20 protein-coding genes are annotated in these 20,725 nt (G+C 40.9%); 4 read left to right on the top strand and 16 right to left on the bottom strand.

Features of this window, described 5'->3' with window-relative positions; translation table 11 throughout:
- The first annotated feature begins 24 nt into the window (after positions 1-24).
- Positions 25-432, top strand: coding sequence for a hypothetical protein (locus NZ848_RS11925; RefSeq protein ID WP_259015659.1), 408 nt, complete (start codon positions 25-27; stop codon positions 430-432).
- A gap of 249 nt (positions 433-681) precedes the next feature.
- On the opposite strand, the gene NZ848_RS11920 is transcribed toward NZ848_RS11925, so the two are convergent.
- The 3 genes from NZ848_RS11920 to NZ848_RS11910 form a co-directional block, all read right to left on the bottom strand.
- Positions 682-2,016 carry an ammonium transporter gene (locus NZ848_RS11920; protein ID WP_390890881.1) on the bottom strand — a complete coding sequence of 445 codons (1,335 nt, stop codon included), beginning with the start codon at positions 2,014-2,016 and terminating at the stop codon, positions 682-684.
- Positions 2,017-2,092: 76 nt separating this feature from the next.
- Positions 2,093-3,214 carry a porin gene (locus NZ848_RS11915; protein WP_259015658.1) on the bottom strand — a complete coding sequence of 374 codons (1,122 nt, stop codon included), beginning with the start codon at positions 3,212-3,214 and terminating at the stop codon, positions 2,093-2,095.
- Positions 3,215-3,557: 343 nt separating this feature from the next.
- Positions 3,558-3,908: a 4Fe-4S dicluster domain-containing protein gene (locus NZ848_RS11910; protein ID WP_253535460.1), complete on the bottom strand. Its 351-nt coding sequence runs from the start codon at positions 3,906-3,908 to the stop codon at positions 3,558-3,560.
- A gap of 117 nt (positions 3,909-4,025) precedes the next feature.
- Here NZ848_RS11910 and NZ848_RS11905 point away from each other — a divergent pair, with 117 nt between their 5' ends.
- The gene (locus NZ848_RS11905) at positions 4,026-5,045 is read left to right on the top strand and encodes an acyl-CoA reductase (RefSeq protein ID WP_259015657.1); all 1,020 of its coding nucleotides are present in this window, start codon (positions 4,026-4,028) and stop codon (positions 5,043-5,045) included.
- On the opposite strand, the gene NZ848_RS11900 is transcribed toward NZ848_RS11905, so the two are convergent.
- From NZ848_RS11900 to NZ848_RS11880, 5 genes are all read right to left on the bottom strand, one after another.
- The gene (locus tag NZ848_RS11900) at positions 5,042-6,238 is read right to left on the bottom strand and encodes a vWA domain-containing protein (RefSeq protein WP_259015656.1); all 1,197 of its coding nucleotides are present in this window, start codon (positions 6,236-6,238) and stop codon (positions 5,042-5,044) included. The two genes, NZ848_RS11905 and NZ848_RS11900, sit on opposite strands and share 4 nt — an antisense overlap.
- Positions 6,239-6,255: 17 nt before the next feature.
- Complete coding sequence (locus NZ848_RS11895) at positions 6,256-7,098, bottom strand: AAA family ATPase (RefSeq protein WP_259015655.1); 843 nt, start codon at positions 7,096-7,098, stop codon at positions 6,256-6,258.
- A gap of 15 nt (positions 7,099-7,113) precedes the next feature.
- Positions 7,114-7,647 carry a hypothetical protein gene (locus NZ848_RS11890; RefSeq protein ID WP_259015654.1) on the bottom strand — a complete coding sequence of 178 codons (534 nt, stop codon included), beginning with the start codon at positions 7,645-7,647 and terminating at the stop codon, positions 7,114-7,116.
- A gap of 116 nt (positions 7,648-7,763) precedes the next feature.
- Entirely contained in the window at positions 7,764-9,077 is a 1,314-nt protein-coding gene (locus NZ848_RS11885; RefSeq protein ID WP_259015653.1) for a dihydrolipoamide acetyltransferase family protein, read from the bottom strand.
- 28 nt (positions 9,078-9,105) lie between these two features.
- A complete protein-coding gene (locus tag NZ848_RS11880) occupies positions 9,106-10,380 on the bottom strand; it encodes a competence/damage-inducible protein A (RefSeq protein WP_259015652.1) in 1,275 nt (424 codons plus the stop codon).
- A 133-nt stretch (positions 10,381-10,513) separates the two neighbouring features.
- Here NZ848_RS11880 and NZ848_RS11875 point away from each other — a divergent pair, with 133 nt between their 5' ends.
- Positions 10,514-11,245, top strand: coding sequence for a DUF4197 domain-containing protein (locus NZ848_RS11875; protein ID WP_259015651.1), 732 nt, complete (start codon positions 10,514-10,516; stop codon positions 11,243-11,245).
- Positions 11,246-11,396: 151 nt separating this feature from the next.
- Here the strand turns inward: NZ848_RS11875 and NZ848_RS11870 are convergent, their stop codons facing one another.
- The 3 genes from NZ848_RS11870 to rhaM are packed head-to-tail and all read right to left on the bottom strand — an operon-like array spanning position 11,397 to position 14,126.
- The gene (locus NZ848_RS11870; RefSeq protein ID WP_259015650.1) at positions 11,397-12,743 is read right to left on the bottom strand and encodes a glycoside hydrolase family 88/105 protein; all 1,347 of its coding nucleotides are present in this window, start codon (positions 12,741-12,743) and stop codon (positions 11,397-11,399) included.
- 14 nt (positions 12,744-12,757) lie between these two features.
- A complete protein-coding gene (gene rhaT / locus NZ848_RS11865) occupies positions 12,758-13,798 on the bottom strand; it encodes an L-rhamnose/proton symporter RhaT (RefSeq protein WP_259015649.1) in 1,041 nt (346 codons plus the stop codon).
- A 10-nt stretch (positions 13,799-13,808) separates the two neighbouring features.
- Positions 13,809-14,126 (bottom strand): L-rhamnose mutarotase, encoded by a 318-nt coding sequence (rhaM, locus tag NZ848_RS11860; protein ID WP_253535430.1) that lies wholly within the window; start codon positions 14,124-14,126, stop codon positions 13,809-13,811.
- A 422-nt stretch (positions 14,127-14,548) separates the two neighbouring features.
- Between rhaM and gldC the strand changes: the two genes are divergently transcribed.
- Positions 14,549-14,896 carry a gliding motility protein GldC gene (gene gldC, locus NZ848_RS11855; RefSeq protein ID WP_101726979.1) on the top strand — a complete coding sequence of 116 codons (348 nt, stop codon included), beginning with the start codon at positions 14,549-14,551 and terminating at the stop codon, positions 14,894-14,896.
- A 79-nt stretch (positions 14,897-14,975) separates the two neighbouring features.
- On the opposite strand, the gene NZ848_RS11850 is transcribed toward gldC, so the two are convergent.
- The 5 genes from NZ848_RS11850 to NZ848_RS11830 all read right to left on the bottom strand — a co-directional run bounded on the left by NZ848_RS11850 (position 14,976) and on the right by NZ848_RS11830 (position 20,695).
- Positions 14,976-15,722 carry an acyl-CoA desaturase gene (locus NZ848_RS11850; protein WP_259015648.1) on the bottom strand — a complete coding sequence of 249 codons (747 nt, stop codon included), beginning with the start codon at positions 15,720-15,722 and terminating at the stop codon, positions 14,976-14,978.
- Between the two features lie 143 nt (positions 15,723-15,865).
- Positions 15,866-16,486 (bottom strand): DUF4159 domain-containing protein, encoded by a 621-nt coding sequence (locus NZ848_RS11845; protein WP_390890882.1) that lies wholly within the window; start codon positions 16,484-16,486, stop codon positions 15,866-15,868.
- 68 nt (positions 16,487-16,554) lie between these two features.
- Positions 16,555-17,247 (bottom strand): 16S rRNA (uracil(1498)-N(3))-methyltransferase, encoded by a 693-nt coding sequence (locus NZ848_RS11840; RefSeq protein ID WP_253535416.1) that lies wholly within the window; start codon positions 17,245-17,247, stop codon positions 16,555-16,557.
- Between the two features lie 104 nt (positions 17,248-17,351).
- Positions 17,352-18,050: a L,D-transpeptidase family protein gene (locus NZ848_RS11835; RefSeq protein ID WP_253535414.1), complete on the bottom strand. Its 699-nt coding sequence runs from the start codon at positions 18,048-18,050 to the stop codon at positions 17,352-17,354.
- A 26-nt stretch (positions 18,051-18,076) separates the two neighbouring features.
- On the bottom strand, positions 18,077-20,695 hold the full coding sequence (locus NZ848_RS11830; protein WP_259015647.1) for a DUF5686 and carboxypeptidase regulatory-like domain-containing protein: 2,619 nt from the start codon (positions 20,693-20,695) through the stop codon (positions 18,077-18,079).
- Between the last annotated feature and the right edge of the window lie 30 nt (positions 20,696-20,725).

Raw genomic sequence — 20,725 nt, 5'->3', positions numbered from 1 at the left:
CCCCTTTCCCTAATTTTACTTTATATGAAAAAACTGGTTGTTGCTCTGGGCTTTACCATTGGCTTATTATCTTGTAAGTCAGACATTTCACCTAAGAAATTAATCGGCGAATGGTCGCCCACTTATGAAATGCAACAAAAAGAAAATGGTAAATGGGGTAAATGGGTAACCATTAATACTTTAATGGCCATACCCAATATAGAATTTAAAACCAGTGGTGCGTTTTTACGTGATGGTAAACCCGGAGCAGAATGCTGTAGCGCAGGTAACAAATACGTTGTTAAAGACAACACCATTTTCTTCTCTGACCTTAAAAATTGTCCGAATATGAGTTGTGTAACCGGCCCACAATGGACAATTTATCAATTAGATTCAAAAGTACTGGTTATTGGAAGTGCAGAGAGCAGAAGTAAATACATAAGGGTAAAATAAAAAAAGGAACTATTCTTTTATAAAGGAATCTCAACTTGCAGATAGATGTGATGTTGAGGTTCCTTTTCTTATGTCATTCCTCTACCAACCGGCAATTAGATTAACAACGAAAACCTATATAAAAGAAAATGCCCACTAATGTAGCGGGCATTTTAACTTATGGAGTACAACAAAACCACAATAAAAGTACGGTTTAACCCGCAATTGTGATTTTGTTACATATTGGGTATATCTTCTGCGTTTAATTGCTTACGCACCAGCAGCCTCAAGAAGAGACTCATCGTGTTGGCTGATGTCAAGACCTTCTTTTTCGTCAGACTCGCTCACACGTAGTGGAAGAATTAAATCAGTAATTTTCAAAAGAACAAAAGACATGGCAAATGCAAACACCGAAACTACTACTAGCGCAATCATGTGATTAACAAATAGTTTTGATGTACCAAAGAACAATCCTTCGTCAACTACGGCGCTGTTAACACCTTTGCTGGCAAAAATACCTGTCATAACCATACCAACCATACCACCAACACCATGGCAAGGGAATACGTCAAGCGTATCGTCCAGAGCCGTTTTGGTTTTAAGGTGCGCCAGGTAGTTAGAGATAATAGAGGCAATAGCTCCGATAAAGATTGAGTGAGGAATGGTAACAAAACCAGCCGCCGGAGTAATGGCAACTAAACCAACCACAACACCAATACTAAAACCAAGTGCCGATACTTTTTTACCACGTGCGGCATCAAACAACACCCACGCCAAACCTGCAGCAGCAGCGGCAGTATTAGTAGTAGCAAAAGCTGAAGCAGCCAATGTACCTGCACTTAGCGCTGAACCCGCATTGAAACCAAACCAACCGAACCAAAGTAAACCAGTACCTAACAATACATAAGGAATATTGGCAGGAGGTAAGAAACTGCTTTCAACGTGTGCACGACGGCGTTTTAAGTAGATAGCGCCAGCCAATGCAGCCCAACCGGCCGACATGTGTACAACGGTACCACCGGCGAAGTCAAGCACACCCAGTTTGAAAAGGAAACCTTCAGGATGCCATGTCCAGTGCGCCAAAGGAGCATAGATAAACAAACTGAAAAGAATCATGAACAATACGTATGATTTGAAATTGATACGTTCTGCTAATGAACCCGTAACAAGGGCCGGTGTGATAACGGCAAATTTCAATTGGAAAAACGCAAAAACAACTAAAGGAATGGTTGGGGCAAGCGACCACGGTTTGCTTTCAAGCACACCTTTAAACATAAAGAAAGTGGTAGGGTCGCCAACAAAGCCACCAATTGAATCGCCAAATGCAAGGCTAAAGCCAATTGTAACCCAAAGAATAGAAATAACACCCATAGCAATGAAGCTCTGAAGCATGGTAGAGATAACGTTTTTAGTGTTTACCATACCACCGTAAAAATAAGCTAGTCCTGGTGTCATGATAAGTACTAAGGCAGTACTTACAAGCATCCATGCTACGTCGGCGCCAACAATACCCTCTGTGACAATAGTAGAAGGCACAGCAGGCATAAATACCCCGGCAATTGCTATGGCAAGCAAAATAATGAGAGGGAGAGGATTTTTACGCATAATGTGTTTGGGTTTAAGTGTTGTACAAAAAGTAAAGGTTTATGTTTAGTTTAGGTTATTGAAAAAGTGTAATTGATTAAAACTTAAAGATTAGCGCACCACCAAAAGTAGACTGTGAGTCTTTAGTGAAGTTGCCATCTTTGTCCTGGAATTGCTGACCATCAGCCAATGACGACTTGGCGTAGCTGTCAAGACGGAACTCAGGTTTGAACAACAGATTTTCAGAGATGGTAACGTTTCCTGTTAATGTAAATGAATTAACCGAAGTACCACCGCCTAGTCTTTTTGAGTTTTGCAAACCACGGATAGCGCTCAGGTTGTCAAAGTATTCGTAACGACCACCCAAAGCAAATTTATCGGTAATTGCATATTGCGCATAGAAAGCTGCACCTCCCCAGGTCTTTTTGTTCTGGCTACCTGTAGCAGCATTTAAGCCTAACAATAATTTTTCAGTGATTTGATATGAAGTAGTAACATCAAATAATGAATAGTAAGACTTTTCGGTAGTTCCTTCATCAGAACCAATCCAGTTAAGATACAAATTCCAGCCTTCAGCAGGTGAAATGTAGAATTGACCAATGATACCCAATTTGTCGTTGTTATCATCTTTAGAGTCAATACCATTTACTAAACCTACCATTAATGATGATTTTTCAGAAGTAGCAAAGGTTGCTTTTAAACCTGTGTGGTAAAATGGACCGTTACCAAAAAGGTTTGAAAGTGAATAGTTAAAGTTAACCGGGGCATCAATAACTTCATAACCAATATGTGTACCAAACTGGCCAGCCGTTAACGAGAATTTGTCTGTGGCTTTCCAGGTAATGTAAGCTTGTTTGATAGCAAGCGCTGTACTGGTTGCGCCAGAAACCGGGCTGATAATGTTGGCATAGTTACCAAGGTCAGCATGGTTACCAAATACAAGGTCAATAACGGCATCAACTTTTTCAGTTGAGTAAGACAACTTTGTTTGAGCAAGACCAACCTGAAACTGACCGGCTTTTTGGTCGAAAACACGTTCGTAGCCAGACGTACCTAAATTTGATCTTGATTTTGGATTATTAAAATTGGCGAAGAAGTAAGTATCAACGTAACCTGAGAATGTTAGTGGGTTTGTTTTTTCTGTGGTTGTTGTACTTTCTTGTGCTTGGGTCGCCGCTACTGTAAGCAACGATAATACTGTAAAAACTAATTTTTTCATAATAATCTTTGGTTTAAGTGGCGATTGTTTGAAACTGAATTTCAATGCAAATGTTTGGCAAAAATCTTTTATATCCAAATATTATGTTTAAAAAAAAATAAAAAATTACAACTAAATTGTTTTTTACTGATTTCTGTGTGTAAAAAAATATAAAATATAAAAAAAGTACAAGAAATAAACAAAACAAATATTCTATTGAATTTTATCTAATATTCAGTAGATTGTTTTGGAGTGCAATTATTTCTTAAATATGTACAATTGTAAGAATTAGACACAAAAAAAGCCTGACGGTAATACCCGTCAGGCCTTCATAAGAGCGTCAGTTAAGCACCTATTTTATTTTTCAGGCTTCAGCATGAAGCCACGCTTTCTTCGCTTCCAGTGTTTCGGCGTCTTCCTCATTATCAGGGTCTGGCACGCAACAGTCAACCGGGCAAACGGCTGCACATTGCGGTTCTTCATGAAAACCATGACATTCAGTACATTTATCAGACACTATATAATAAAACTCATCGGAAACGGGCGACATTGGATCTTTGCCTCCGATAATCGTTCCATCACCTAACTCTACCTCTGTCAATTTTGTTCCTCCACCCCATGTCCATTCCACTCCTCCTTCATAGATTGCCGTATTAGGGCATTCAGGTTCGCATGCACCACAATTGATACACTCGTCTGTAATCATAATTGCCATACTCTCTCTATATTTTTAGTAGTTATTTCAAATAATCAACAAATATACACCTTCAAAGTTTCAAATTAGTCGTATTTTTGTATGATTTTAAATAACAGGGTACTTTTTCTAAAAATAATGCAATCAAAAGATTTTATTGTTACATTTTCTCAGTTAGGAGACTTCCTGCTCGATGAAAAGAATGCAGATGTGTTAAAGCAGTGGTCGGTGGCGGCGCGCAACGAAAATGCCTGGTTTACAGAAGATAATGTATTGTTATCGATCCAAAATATTGCTCGTTATTATCTTAATAAATCTGAACTTGAAGATTTTGTTACAGCCAACGATTTAGCCTTTACCAGCCCACCCAAAAAAGTAGGTATAGTAATGGCTGGCAACATACCTCTAGTGGGGTTTCATGATTTGCTGTGTGTGGTGCTGAGTGGTAATATTGCGATGATTAAGCTCAGCTCCAGCGATTCGGTTCTGATGCGTATGCTCATTGCCAGATTGATTGCTATTAACCCTGCCATTGAGCCATATCTACAAATAGCCGATAAACTGAATACCGCCGATGCCGTAATTGCAACCGGAAGTGATAATACAGCAAAACACTTTGAATATTATTTTTCTAAGATTCCACACATAATTCGTAAAAACCGGACTTCGGTGGCTTTACTGACCGGCGATGAAGCAAGAACAGAGCTGGCGAATCTGGGTAATGATATTTTTCAGTATTTCGGATTGGGGTGTAGAAACGTTTCAAAATTATATGTGCCGGCAGGCTATACATTTGATAAGTTCTATGAGTCAATAGAATACTGGAGCACCATTAGTATTCATCATAAATACAATAATAACTACGACTACAACAAGTCTGTATTACTTGTAAACAGAATTGCGCATTTCGACAACGGTTTTTTATTGCTGCGCGAAGAGCCATCGCTTGTTTCGCCAATATCTGTCTGCTATTTTGAATATTATGAAAACGAAACGCATCTGAAACAATTACTGGCTGAGCAGCAGGACAAAATACAATGTATTGTATCGGGCCAAAGACGCATTGAAAACAGTTTTGATTTTGGAGAGGCACAATGCCCTAAACTGAACGATTTTGCAGATGGTGTAAATACTTTATCGTTTCTGAAAGGAATTTAACTGAATTTCAGCTTATTGTTTTTCAGGCATTTCATCGCTTTTTCGATACCGTTTATGGTAAGCGGAAACATTCGGTCATCAGACCAGTCTCTTATCAGTTTAATGCTGTGCGTATATTGCCAGTAGCCGTCGTTAATCGGGTTTAGCCATACCAGATTCGGGAATTTCTCTTTGAATCTTGTCAACCATGTTAAACCCGATTCTTCGTTATAATGCTCAACACTACCTCGTGGCTCTGACAACTCCCACGGAGACATGGAGGCATCGCCCACAAAAATAACTTTATAGTCTTTGTTATATTTATTTAGTATATCCCAGGTAGCTATTTTGTCTTCGTATCTACGGCCATTATCTTTCCACATGGTTTCATAAATGCAATTATGAAAATAAAAGTACTCCAGATGCTTGAACTGGTACTTAGCCGATGAAAACAAAGTTGAACATTCTTCAATAAAATCATCCATAGACCCACCCACATCCAACAACAGCAATACTTTTACCCTGTTTTGCCTGGAAGCCTGCATTTTAATATCAAGCAATCCGGCGTTTTGCGATGTCCGGTCAATTGTTTCTTCAATATTCAGTTCATCTTCTACGCCTTCTCTGGTTAAAATCCTGAGCCTTCTTAAGGCCATTTTGGTATTTCGGGTGTTCAGTTCAAGGTCGTTATCATAGTTCTTAAAATCGCGCTTGTCCCAAACCTTTACTGCGGTTTTGCCACCGCCTTTCCCTCCTACTCGTATTCCGGCCGGATTATACCCCGAGTTACCAAAAGGCGAAGTGCCGCCAGTACCTATCCATTTGTTTCCGCCTTCATGCCTTTCCTTTTGCTCATTTAACAGGTCTCTGAGTCGTTCCAGCAATTGTTCAAGCCCACCCATTGCCTCAATGCCCTGTTTATCCGCTTCGCTCAGCTCTTTTAACAAATACGCCTTCAACCAGTCTTCATTGATATTGGCCAGCAGGCTTTCAACCGGTACACTTTCCAGTTCTCCGAAAAACTCACCAAATAGTTTATCGTACAAATCAAGGTTTTGCTCGTGCTTTACAAAAATGGCCCGGCTTAAAAAATAAAAATCTTCTACATTGTAGGCAATCACCTCTTTGTTGAGTGCTTCCAACAGGGTCAGATGCTCTCTCAACGAAACCGGCAGATGATTGGCCTTTAAATGATAGAAGAAATCTAAAAGCAAAGCCTTGATAGTTTAAATTATTTGATTCCCTTTTCTCTTAATGCCTTGTACAAATCATAGTCAGATTCATTTTTCAGCAGCGCACCCAGATATGGCGGAATTTCATTCAATTTGCTTAAATCGTTCAGGTCGTCTGCCGACACCTTACCTACCAGCAATAATTTAAGCCAGTCGATAAGTTCACTGGTGGATGGCCTCTTTTTTAGATTTTTGATTTCTCTTATACCAAAGAAAGTCTTTAAAGCATTGGTAAGCAGGTTTTCCTCCAGACCCGGATAATGCACATCTACTATTTGTTGCATGGTTTCTTTGTCCGGAAAACGAATGAAATGAAAAAAACAACGGCGCAAAAAGGCATCAGGCAGTTCTTTTTCATTGTTTGACGTAATGATAATAACCGGCCTGTGCCTGGCCCGAATGGTTTGTTTCAGTTCGTAGCAATAAAACTCCATCCGATCAAGCTCCTGCAACAAATCATTCGGAAACTCAATATCCGCTTTATCAATTTCATCTATCAATAATACGCTTGGTTCATCAGTATCAAAAGCTTCCCAGATTTTGCCCTTTTTTATATAATTTGCCACCTCATTTACCCGCTCATCACCCAGCTGGGAATCACGCAGGCGAGAAACCGCATCATATTCATAAAGCCCTTGTTGAGCAGTGGTGGTAGACTTTACATGCCAACTAAACAGCGGCCTGTTTAAAGCCCGTGCTACCTCAAACGCCAGCAGGGTTTTACCGGTGCCCGGTTCACCTTTAATTAACAATGGCCTTTGCAACGCCACCGCAGCATTCACTGCTGTTTGCAGTTCGCGGGTGGCTACATAATTATCGGTTCCTGTAAAACTTCCTGCCATGCGTTTATTTGCGGTTTATTCTTCTTCGCTGGTAAAGCTGTAAAGCGTATTATCTAGTTTGAGTGTACCTGCGTTGAACTCATTAACAAATTTAGTAACCACTTCATCTGTTATTTCTTCAACATTCAGCGAAACATCAAGCCCTATGCCGTATTCAAAGTCTTCGTCGATATCTAGAAACTCCGACACCTTAATTACCTCTTCTTCTTCCAGCTCTTCAATGATTTCTTCCAGCATCAGCTCCATATCTTCGGTCATTTTATAGTTGGCTTTGCGTCTGTCAACCTCTACATAGTTCGGGTAGGCCTTTTTCATTCTTTCTTCTGCTTCCTCAAAAACCAGACTGCTGTGGTTCAGGCGCAAGGTACTGATAACGGCATCATAGATTACCTCTGCGCCATCATGCTTACCAACAAACTGAATATGGGCAAACTCGCCGGAGTCACTCATGCCATCTTCGTCTTCTACTACTATATAGTTCTGCCCTTCTGCTTTGCATTCTGCTTTCAGCTCGGCTATTTCTGCGGGGTCAAATCCTTCGTTTTTCATACAATTAGATTTTAAATGTGAGTTTATATGCTTTAACGCAAATGTATGTCTTTTACAATAACCAGAGTGATTCAATATAACAAAGGTCTGACCACTGCCAGACCTCCGTGTATCGCTTAAAACAACTTTCTATCTAAATCAAAGTTTTCCAGGTAATCAGATACCCGCTTCACAAACTGGCCGCCAAGCGAGCCATCAACCACGCGGTGGTCGTAAGAATGTGAAATAATCATTTTCTGTCTGATGCCTATGGTATCGCCATGCGCGGTTTCAATTACCGATACTTTCTTTTGAATAACACCAAACGCCAGTATAGAAACCTGTGGTTGCATAATGATAGGTGTACCGGCAATATTACCAAATGAACCTATGTTAGAGATTGACAGCGTGCCGTCAGACAAATCGTCGGCCTTTAGCTTATTGCCTCTGGCTCTTTGTGCCAGCTCATTTACTTTTTTTGTAAGGCCAATCAGGCTGTAAGAGTCAGCCTCATGTATAACCGGCACAATAAGGTTACCGCTTGGTAATGCTACCGCCATACCGATATTGATTTTCCCTTTACGGATAATCCTGTCTCCGTCTATCTGAATATTAATCATCGGAAAATCCTTGATGGCTTTCACAACCGCCTCAATCAGCAATGGCGTAAAGGTGATATTCTCTCCGGTTTCCTGCTGAAATTTGGTCTTTATTTTGTCTCGCCATAAGGCCACGTTGGTCATGTCGGTTTCTACAAATGAAGTAACATGCGCCGAAATCCGCTTCGATTCAATCATCCGCTCGGCAATCATCTTCCGCATACGGTCCATTTCAATAATCTGGTCGGTGGCCTGTGGTGTATAATTACTCGTGGTTGATACCGACTGCGCTACCGATGCTACACTTTTTTTATCATTTTTCAGTTGCACATAAGCCAGAATATCATCTTTGGTAACACGGTTTTCAATGCCTGTACCTTTCAGGCTTTCCAGCTCTTCAATAGATATATTCTCTTCTCTGGCTATGTTCTGCACCAGTGGCGAATAAAATCTACCACTCAGCGAGTTTACCTTGGCTTCGGCGTTTTCAAGAATTACATTCGTTAGTTTCGACTGTTGCTCCAGCTCTGCCGCCAGTATCTCCGGTTCTTTTTCTTCTATGGCAACCACTGCATCAGCAGATTTTTCTTTGGCTGCAGCAGCCTGAACAGCATCTGTTTCAATAATACATATAGGTTTGCCTATGGTGGCTATTTCCCCTTGTTTTACCAGTATTTCTTTAATAACGCCATCGTATTGTGAGCCTATCTCGGTATCAATCTTGTCGGTAGCCACTTCCAGAATCATTTCATCTTGTTCTATTGTGTCGCCCACATTCTTCAACCAGTTCAGGACAGTACATTCAAATATACTTTCGCCCATTTTTGGCATTATCATTTCTACAAGAGCCATATTCTTTTTCGATTTTGTTGATGTCAGATTAAGATTCGTAGTCGCCAATCAGCATTTTTCTTAACAAATTGAGCGCCACTACACTGCCATAGTTTATATTAGTATCTCGTTGATTCGACATTTGTATTTTCCGGGCCACCGTTTTGCCTTCCATGGCGCAGGCAATCCAGAGCGTGCCAACCGGCTTTTCAGGCGTGCCGCCGTCTGGCCCGGCTACTCCGCTGGTGGCAATGGCATAGTCTGTTTTCATCAGTGCTCTTACGCCTTCGGCCATTTGGGTAACTGTTTCTTCGCTCACTGCCCCATGCGCCTCTAGTGTTTCCGGCTTTACACCCAGCACATTCATTTTTACTGAGTTATCGTAGCTCACCACGCTTCCCATAAAATAGGCAGAGCTGCCCGGCACCTTGGTAAACATGTGCGAAACAAAGCCCCCTGTGCAACTTTCGGCAGCAGATACGGTCTGCCCTTTGCTTTTAAGTATCTTGCCTATGGCTACTTCCAGGTCTTCATCGTCAAAACCAAAAACATAAGAATTAATAAGGGGTAATACCTTATCAACTTCTGCCTGCACTTGTTGTTTCAGTATTTCCTCGTTTTCACCTACACCTGTCAGGCGTAAACGTACCTGTCCGAAGCTGGGCAGGTAAGCAAGTTTGATATGCGCAGGCAGGTTGTCTTCCCAATGCTCAATTTTTTCTGCCAGTAAAGACTCTCCGATACCTATTGTACGAATCATCTTATGATATATTACCGGAGTGTCAAAGTATTTCTTCAATCTCGGAATCACCTCGTTTGTCATGAGGTATTTCATTTCTGAAGGCACACCCGGCATTGAAACGTATATCCTGCCTTTTTGGTCTCCTTCTTTTTTCTCAAACCACATACCCGGGGCCGTGCCCGTTTTATTGGGCAGATACGTGCAGCGGCTTGGTATTAACGCCTGCTGACGGTTGATTTCTGTTAATGGTCTGCCTCTTTTATTAAAAAAATCAGTTACAAAGGCCAAGGCATCTTCATTCATGATTAACTCATCGCCAAAATACTTACAAAGCGTTTTTTTGGTAATATCGTCTTTGGTAGGGCCAAGGCCACCTGTTATCAAAACAATATCGGCCCTGCTTCCTGCCTCTTCAAGTATCTGTAAAATTTTATCTTCCTGATCACCCACCGACGATTTCCGAACTGTCTTGATACCAATCTTATCAAGTTCAGTACTCATCCATTGTGTATTGGTATCTGTAATTTGTCCGTATAAAATTTCGTCTCCAATCGTGACAACCTCTGCTAAAATTAGTTTCATATTACAATATTGCGTTTTGTTATACCTGTATGTGCCGATAAAACTAAATCTGCACAAAAATACAATTTTCGGGGTTCATTCGTTAGTAAGACAATTATTAATTATAAAAATTCACATTTAAAATTAGTCGAAAATGAGAAGAATACTTATTCTGGTGTTGATAACCGGTCTTTTAGGCTTGCAAAGTTGCGCCGGACAAAAATTAAATCTGGGTAAAGTATTGAATGAAGTCAATAAACAGGTACAGGGCACAGGCTCATTAAGCACTCAGGAAGTAGTGGCAGGTTTGAAGCAGGCGCTTCAGGTGGGTATCAATAAAGGAGCCGACAGCGCATCAAGGCTTAATGGGTATTACCTGAACCCTACTATAAAAATTCCGTTCCCGCCCGAAATTGAGAGAGTTGAAACTGCCTTGCGCAGAGCCGGGCTTGGCAGCGAAGTAGATAAGTTTGTGGTAGCTTTGAACCGAGGCGCCGAGGAAGCAGCCAAAGAAGCCAAACCTATATTTGTAAGCGCCATTACCAGCATGACCATTACTGATGCCTGGGGAATATTGAAAGGTGAAAAAAATGCAGCAACCGAATACCTGAAACGGACGACATCTGACCAACTGATTGCCAAATTTTCGCCCGTTGTGCAAAATGCCCTTCAAAAAACTCAGGCCACCAAATACTACACCGATTTGGCAACGGCTTATAACCGATTACCATTTGTTAAAAAAGTAAATACAGATTTGAACGCCTACGCCACACAAAAAGCCATAGACGGTCTGTTTATATTAGTTGCAAACGAAGAATTGAAAATAAGGGAAAATCCCTGGGCAAGAACTACAGAATTGTTGAAGAAGGTTTTTGGTGGGGTATGACAGAGGAAACCCCATCCTAACCCTCTCTGCGCGGGTCGCCCCAACAATGGGGAAGGAATAAGAATTTTAAGAATGACTTACAGCATTAATGGTCAAAACTGTAATGGCCAGTTTAATTACGTTAATCTTGTAGTAGTTCGGAAGAGGGGTTTCACCTCCCAAACATCACCGCACTATCATTCAAAGCAAACTTCTTATTTTTCAATAATTTAATCATTTCTGAGCCTGCCAATAGTACCGGGCCATAGCCGTGTGCTGCATATACATTTACGGGTCTGTAATAGTAAAACGCAGGATCAAAACCCATGCCGGTGCCAACGCAGGTACCTTCTACCTGTCCTTTTTCATTTACTTTGGTGGCAATGGCGTTCCAACCCAATAAGGCCATCGGGCCGTATGTGGTAGCATCAAGCCAGCCTCTGTTAATGGCTTTGGCAATACTATGCGTATAAATAGCAGTGGCTGATGTTTCCAGATATGAATCATGTTTGTCAAGCAATTGATGCCAGAAACCACTACCCGATTGCTGTGCGGCCAGCCCTTTGGCATGTGCTTTTAGTTGGTTTAGTATGGCCGTTCTGCCCGGGTGAGTTTCAGGTAGTACTTCCAGTAGCTCAACCATCGTTAAAATAGCCCAACCGTTTGCCCTTGCCCAATGAAACTCAGGGTGGGTTTCCATTTCCTGCACCCAGCCGTGCATATATAAATTTAAATCCTTATTGAACATGCGTTTAGAAAACTGTAGCACCTGCTTCACGGCTTCATCATAATACTTTTTGTCGCCTGTCAGGCTACCCATCTGAGCAATAGCAGGCACACCCATAAACATATCGTCGAGCCACAAGGTATTAGGCAAAGGTCGGTTACGAGCCAAAGTGCCATCTTTCAGACGGAACTCTTTATTGACAATATAATTGATGTAATCATCAATGATAGGTCTCAGATTGGTTTTCACTACGCCATTTTTGGTAGCCCGAATCATGGCTGCACACATGGCTCCGCAATCGTCAAGCGCATGTGGGTCAATCATCTGTTTTAGTGATGTCTGCTTATTGGTTTTATATACTTCTCTGAAATACGGTACAGCATCTGCCAGAAATTTGAATCGACGCGAGGTATAATTAGTAAAAGCAGTGTCGCCGGTTACCTCACCTGCCAGCAACATGGCCTCGTAGGTTACCCCCCACTCATAACTGGTCAGGCTGAAATCCCCTTTAAAAACAATAGCGTTATTATCAATTTTTGAAAAGTCATGTATAACCGCATTTGTATTTTTATCTACTACCCTTGTAGGCGTAACTCTTTCAAGATAATTCCTGACACGGTTCATCACAGCAATAATATCTTCCGGTTTGGTAGTGCCATATAAAGTTGGATAATCTGGCTTGGCCGTATGCAGGGCATCTGAGTGTAAAGTAGACGCAGGTGCCTGTTGCTGAGCAAAACAAGTACCTCCGATTGCCACAAGCAGGGCAACCGTATAAAAAATCTTTAGCATAATAAATAAAAGATTTAATGAACAAAATAGCTGCCCATACCAATAAAAGCCGACGAAAGAATAATGATGAATAAACCCAGATACAGCACCCGCATGGTTGCGCTGCTGGCGCCTTTCCATTCTTTATAGAAAAGCCCCCACAAGGTGCCCACCAATATTATAAATGCCATGTGGAGTGTCCAAGAGGCAAAGTCTAACGATTTACCCAGTTTTGACTGCCCCATGCCGTAGAAGAAGAACTGGAAATACCAGGTTACACCGGCCAGCATGGCCCACAGGTAATTACTTTTTAGGGGTGTTTTGGTGTCGGTATAATCACCAAAAGATTTATTTCTGAAATTCAGAATCATACACCACACGAAATTAGTAGCAAAACCGCCTATCAGCAGCACTGGTAATATAGCGTTATTTTTAAACAGAGGGTCGGTTCCGTTGACTTCTGCCTGAGCCGCAATCGGTGCCCCGGCAGCAAGCCCGAAAGCAAAGCAGGCACTCATAATACCACAGAAGGTACCCACAAACAAACCTTTTTTAAGGTTAAATTCTTTTACGGTTTCCTGCTTGGCTGCGCTGTCCAGTTCTTTTTCTTTCATCATTCCGGCCTTACCACATACAAATATACCGGCCACGCAAAGTACCACCCCGGCCAGGGTTATCTGCCCTGAACTGGTAGAGAGCAGTTCGCCAAAACGACCTTCATAAATTGGTGGAATAAGCGTACCAAATGCAGCACAAAAACCCAGCGCAACTGCCACACCCAACGACACACCCAGATAACGCATGGTTAGCCCGTAAGTAAGCCCTCCGAAACCCCACAACACACCGAATAGCACTGTGTAGAAAATAGTTTTGCTATCAGCCGACTGAATACTCGGTATTAGTTCCTGCACAGTAATGAACCCGAAAAGCCAGGGAGCTATAATCCATGAGGCCACTCCACCTATTATCCAGCCACTTTCCCAGGCCCATTGCTTTATATTTTTATAAGGAATGTAAAAACTACCAGAGGCAAAACCGCCTATGAAATGAAAAATGATACCAAGAATTGCATTCATAAGTTTTTAGTTAGGGCAAGTAAAATACTTCTTTTAAGGGTGTTGAAACAGGCGAATTGTCAGCATTGGCATCCATAATATCAGCCATGTATTTCCACCAGCGTTGAATAACAGGGTGGCCGGGTAATGTATCTAAAAGCGATGGGTCTTCTATTTTTAGCGAGGCAAACAAAATATTGGTTTCTTCATCCAGAAAAATGGCATAATCTTCCACACCAATGCTTTTCAGTAGCGCTTTCATCTCCGGCCACAATTCGTCGTGGCGTTGCTTGTATTCTTCGGCCTGCCCGGGGTGGAGCTTCATTTTTAGTGCCACTCTATGCTTCATATTCTTATTTTCAAAAAGCGTTTGGATGGTTCAAATCTATAATCAACAAAATTGTCAGCTGGTAAATGCAAGATCAGGTAAGTAATTAACGCTAACACATTGTTTACATACAGGCCAATACCCAAAAGTGTCGGCCTTAAAAAAAATCGTTTTGTCGGAATGGAAAAACCAGCATTGCTATGCAACACAGGCGTGTAAAATTTAATTAATTCATACCTGCATCTTTATCCAAAGATACTCAATAACTGCTATTATCCTCTCCTGTACTCTCATGTTAATTAAATTTTTTCATTGAAAAGTTACATTTGCGCCATAACGGCTCCGTAATGCCAAAAATGTATGTGTAGTTTTTTGTTTAGATTTTGAACTTTCTGCCCGGAATTTTAATTTTTAATCTATTATCTTATTTACTCTTAAATTGAATGAAGAAATCAGAAATTAATTTTACTATCGAGCTTGATGCAGCCAGAGTCCCTGAAAAAATATTCTGGGATGCTACTGAAAACCCGAATGAGGGTATCAATGAATCAAAGGCTATTTCAATAAGTGTCTGGGACCACTACCATAAAGGTCTGCTGGGAATTAATCTCTGGACAAAAGAGATGGCAACCGACGAAATGAAGCACTTTGCCATTGATATTGTAGGAAATGTAGCACAAATGATAAGCGATGCAACAGGCGACAAGAAAATGATTGAGATCTTAGAGAGTACCTGCAGAAGCCTGAAACGCCATTTAGATGAAGAGCTGAAGAACGAAAACCAACAGTAATTGAGGGTAATACATAAAAAAAGATTTGACACTCTAAGCCATAGGCTATGAATGTCAAATCTTTTTCATTTTAAAGCTATTATTTTGCCCGTTTAGGCTTGATTATCTTGGTCCAGGTTAGAAATTTAATAACCGGATACGTCGGGTCAATCTCATACCACTTTTTACCAAAATTGATTGACATCGGGTGTTTATGATGGTTATTCTGGAACAATTCGCCCAACATCAGGAAGTCAAAAAACAATGAGTTTTTAGATTCGTCCTTGTTGTCGAAGTTCTGATAACCATATTTATGGCCGCTCCAGTTTACAATAGCACCGTGAATAGGGCCCATCAGAAAATGTATCGGCAACAGGAAGAAGAAACCCCAGTGGATATCGAAATACAAAAAGCCAAGCACATAAAATACTACGTAGCTTGAACCCCAGGCAATTCTTGAAAACCAGGTATCTCCTATTTTATCAATGGTTCTCCACTCTGGCAAGTCTTTTTCGAAACGCTCTTCAATTTTATACTTATAGTTAAGTAAAGAATTATAAATTTCTTTGGTTTTCCACATCATGGTAAAAACGTTTTCGGTATGATGCGGCGAATGCGGGTCGCGTTCGGTGTCGCTGTAAGCGTGGTGCATGCGGTGCAAAATGGCGTACGAACGAGGATTAAGATAGGAAGACCCTTGCGATACATAAGTAAGGAAATAGAAAAATCTTTCCCAGAACTTATTCATCGTAAACATTTTATGAGCTGAATATCGGTGTAAGAAGAATGTCTGACTAAATAAGGATAAGTACCAATGACCAATAAAAAAAGAAATTGCGGCAACCATTTGAACGTTATAAGGATTAGATTAAAATACAAATATAAACCTAAAACAACAACTGCAAGCATAATGTTACGCTGTTGCAAAAGAAAGAGAAAAGTTCTTCAAAATGTCCAAAACCAGCACTTTGAAATGTACAATTCAATAAATTAATAACTTGTAAAGGCATATTGCACAAGATTTGCCCCCATTTGAAGCGCTTTCTGGCGAAGTTCTTCCGGGTCATGGTGTACGCTCTGGTCTTCCCAGCCGTTGCCGAGGTCGCATTCGTAGCTAAAAAAAGAAACCAGCCTTCCCTGCCAGATTAGCCCAAAACCTTGCGGTGGCAGGTTGTCATGCTCATGCACCTTAGGCAGGCCGTTCGGAAACTTGTATTTCTGCTGATAGATTGGATGAGAAAAAGGCAACTCTATGAACTCAAGTTCAGGAAAAACTTTTTTCATTTCTCGTCTGATAAACTTATTCAGACCGTAGTTATCGTCGATATGCAAAAAACCACCTGAAATTAGATATTTACGTAGGTTCTGCACCTCGGCATCTGTAAAAACCACATTCCCGTGGCCTGTCATGTGTATAAAAGGATACTGAAAAATATCACCGCTGCCAACCTCCACAATGTCTTCTTCCTGATACAGGTTCATTTTCAGATGCTGGTTACAAAACTTAATCAGATTCGGCAATGAGGTCTTATTGGCATACCAGTCGCCACCACCGCCATACCTCAGTTTGGCAATTTTAAGCGTAGGTTGCTGAGCCATAATTTTGCTCATGCTAATGAATGAACAAAAAATACCCAGCATTAAATATGTAATGATTTGCTTCATAAAGACTAACTTCGTTAAAACATGTTGTTGCTCAGCGTGCATGCCACCAGGCCTGCTGTTTCTGTTCTGAGGCGGGCGTTTCCGAGTGTAACCCATTCAAAACCATTATCACGAGCCAATTGTATTTCTTCGGCAGCAAAATCGCCTTCGGGGCCAACCATAATGCAATGTGCTGTGCCTGGCTTAAGTTTACTAACCAGCGGCTTTGATTCCTCGGTTAAATGCGCCAGAAATTTCTGCTCCTGCAATACACTCTTCAAAAATTTCTCAAATGGCACTGGTTCGTTAATTCTTGGCAAATAGGCCTTCAAAGATTGTTTCATGGCCGAAACCGCAATTTTCTCCAGCCGCTCTGTTTTTTGCTGCCTGCGTTCTGAGTGCTTCGTAAGTATTAACGAAATTTCATCTATGCCTATTTCAACGGCCTTCTCAATAAACCATTCAAGCCGATCGGCGTTCTTGGTTGGGGCAATGGCAATATGAAGGTACGTGTTTCTTTTCTGAAAATCTTTCTGCCACGAAACTATCTTTACTTCACATTTTTTTTCGTTGGCTTTTGTTATTTCGCATTCATAAAGCCCGCCTGTGCCATCAACCACATGAATTATATCTTTTGGTGTTTTTCTAAGCACCTTAACGCAATGACGTGAGTCGTCTGTATCAAGAAAATGACTGGTGGCTATAGCTGGCTGATAAAATAAAAGCATGCAGGTAATGTAATAGAATTGCCGGTTATTGACTAAAAACTGTAACCGGAAGGATTAATTTTATAGAACACCAAATATAATTCATTTACCTCAATCAGGGAAATTTAGTCTGCCAGATAATAATGGCCTTTCTGGTCTGTTTTTATTGATTTCAGCGCATTTGTTTGCTCAAAATCATCAAAAATTGCTTTTAGCTTATGCCAGAAATCAATCAGGTGTATATTATTGCTATGGCCTGTAATAAGTGAGTTAAAAGCTGCGCCAGCCATACTGGAAGGGTAAATATGTACGTCTGGCAAATGGCCTGCATCAGCAGCATAAACCGAGAGCAGGTAAAGTTCTTCAATGCAATCATCACCCACCGGAATACACCCTGTACTTGTGTTACCGCCATGCAGGTAAATATCTCCACCCGGGTGTTCGCTATCAGCCCAATGTATATCTGCAATATTTGGGTAATTTACTCTGAGCGACAAATGAAAGGCACTTAAAGGATTAAAATTAGTAATTTGATAGATTCCTTCCGGAATTTGCCCGTCGCCTGATTTCCGCTTAGGGCCCAAATTACCTGAGCTACCTGTAAAGTTATACTTTCTTAGCAATTCATACCTTATTTTTTCAGGGTGTTTTATCCAGGCTTCAAGTAATTGCTCCTTTTTAAATACCCTGATAAAGAGCCTGAAATTTCTGTTTTTAATTGATTTTTCAACTAAAATACTGTCAAGCATGGCACTTTTTGCCTTATAGGCATTAGCCACACGTTCGTAAAGTAATTGTTTTTGAAGCAAATTGTCTGAACCCATATCTTAAAACCTAAGCAAGCCTGATTTTACATGGTTACACCTAATTTAATACCGGCCCTCTTGTATATGCCGTTTTCAAAACTGCTTACGGCTTCAATTCTTAATGCCCTCATGATGCCATCAATACCATAACCAACTTCTATATAGTTTTTTACAGCCGGCGTGTTCAGATAATTGGCAAAGAGGTCTTCTTTTAGCCCCCATCTCTTTACAAAAGGCAGACGGGTAAAAATAAGCTGCTTAAATTCATTAATTACATGGGCCTGCAAATATGCGCCTTTGGTACTAAAACGGTAAAGGTTTATAGATTTGGCTCCGTTATCTTCAGGCAGGGGCATACGGGTTTCTAACAACCGGTATCTTGCAAAAAGACCAATCCGCAGGGCATTCAGGTAGCTATTGTTAATATGCTTCATATCCATCAGGTAAACGCTGCGGTCGTTAACGTAATCACCTACTTCAATCATATAGTCTAGTTTGCCCAATACCCCTGTGTTTACATGTTGCTTTATATTCAGGCTCAGGTAGTCAAAATTGGCGTCAAGCATTCCTTTCTTGTAAATAAATGTAATAATGGGCGCTCCGCCAGTCAGATACTTGCGCACGCCGTTTCTGATAATCACTTTAGAAGACGGCGTCCATTTTATCATATTCTGCCATATAAGCGCATTGTGTGTAGTAAAAGCGCTTTCGCCGAGCTCAAGATTGGAAGGATTATTAGGCGAAAACCCGTTTTTTTCAAAATCTTTTATCCGGTATATTTTCTGAAGGTTTTCCAGCGGAGACCTTCTTGCCAGTTCCATGTTGGTTGAAAAAGTCAACCTGGCGTCTTCATTATAGCTATAGCCAATGTTGACGAATTTCTTGCTGTAAATCTTCATCAGGTTTTGCTCATTGAACAAAGTGGTTACGGTGTTCATCCATTCAAAAATAAGGCTGTTGGGGTCAAATTGTTCAATATAATTTCCCGCACCAACCGATAGCTTTGATGTGCCAACCTCGTATTCTCCGCCCACTTTACCACGCAATGCCCTGGCCTGAAAAGCATAACGCATATTTGCCGACACATTGTATCTGACTCTGGGTTTGGCGCCCAGAGATGTATAGTTTTTAAAGCCGATACCCATATCAGACACAATGCCCTCAACCGAATTATAATTTAAACCCACAAACGGGGTGTAGGGTGGTTCAAAATGAAGATATCTGCCATTTTTTAGTTTAAAATCATAATTTAACAAAAAATACCGCCAGGCTTTACTCAGCGAATCTCTTTGAAGGCTGTCTCTTTTTTCAATTTTTGCTATTTTTACACTGTCACTGTATTGATAGCTTTCGCTTTCTTCATTGGTAAGTGGTATTTTGCGCATAGAATTCCAAAAAGTAGAATCTTTGCTTCTGGCAGATGGCTCTACTATCATTAATTCTCTGCTTACAACCGCTGCTTCTTCTTTGTTGGCTCTGGCCCGGGCTCTTTCTTCTTTCTCATAATCTTTCATTATTTTCATGAGATTCTTCACCGAAAACTCTTTGCTGTCTTTCAGTAGTTCTTCAGTTTTCGAATTTTTCAAAGAATTTTTCGAAATACCTTCAATCGTTATCCCCTCTTTTTTCTCGTCAATAATTTTTATGTCTTCCACAAACGCCGGATTCGTTTTTACGGCAGTATAACCGGCATTTAACTGTGCCTTAATAACAAAGTCAAATCCAAACAATTTTCCGTAAAAGTCTATCCGCTGGTTAATCGGCATCCAGACTTTCTCAACCGGGCTGTAATACTGGTTTATTTTAAGATTAAGGCCGTTTTCAATAGTTTCAGCATCAATGCTATGAATATTCCAGTAATCGTCTATAATATAAATAGTTCCCTGCCAAACGCCTTCCCCAAACGACTTCGGAATAATTTTTATTTTATTGATAATCAGGCCGCGGTCTTCAAAAAAACCTTCGTATTCAAAGCGGTAGTATCTGAAAGCCTGTGGCGAAAGCGGTGAAACACGGTAATGACCGGGGTCGTAGAAATCGAAAAGATAAAAACCGTCAGATATAGAAATATTGTTGAAAGAACTCTTTTGCCCCAGCACCTTGGTAAATTTAGAGTTGGGCTCGTTGAAAACTATTTCCATTACCGACTCAGACAAAAACGGTATCCCCTCTTTAATGTTTTGTCGGTAAAGGTCCTTTTTGAGCACCAGCGGAATTTTGTTGAGTAATATTGAATTACGCACATAAGCATTTGCCTGGTAGCTCACCACCTGTTTCTGATGAATTTTGCTTTTGGCTATTGCCTTGCGCATAATGGTATAGGCGGCGTCTTCTTCTTTGGCACTTATTCTGGCCTCCTGCAGCATAATGGTTTGCTCTTGCATACGCACATTCAGCTCGGTAAAATCATTAGCCACAACCACACGGCGGGTAACGGTTTTAAAGCCTACAAACTGAAAGTTAATCTCATAACTGCCCGGTTTCAGATTTATCCTATACTCCCCTTCCGCATTGGTCATGGTTCCGGCGTTTTGTCCTTTTACTATAACAGAGGTAAACGCCATACGCTCTCCGGTAGCGTCAGTTACTATGCCTTTTATGCCTCCGGCACGCACTAAAGTGCTGAAAAAAACAAGAACAGAAATAAGTGTCAGTCTAAGCATAAGATTGTTGCACCGGCAACAGTTAAAAAG

Source organism: Emticicia fluvialis, from assembly GCF_024793945.1.
In the GTDB taxonomy this organism is placed as follows: domain Bacteria; phylum Bacteroidota; class Bacteroidia; order Cytophagales; family Spirosomataceae; genus Emticicia; species Emticicia fluvialis.
The sequence above is the reverse complement of the archived record's forward strand: the minus strand, read 5'-3'. Positions and strand labels throughout refer to the sequence as shown.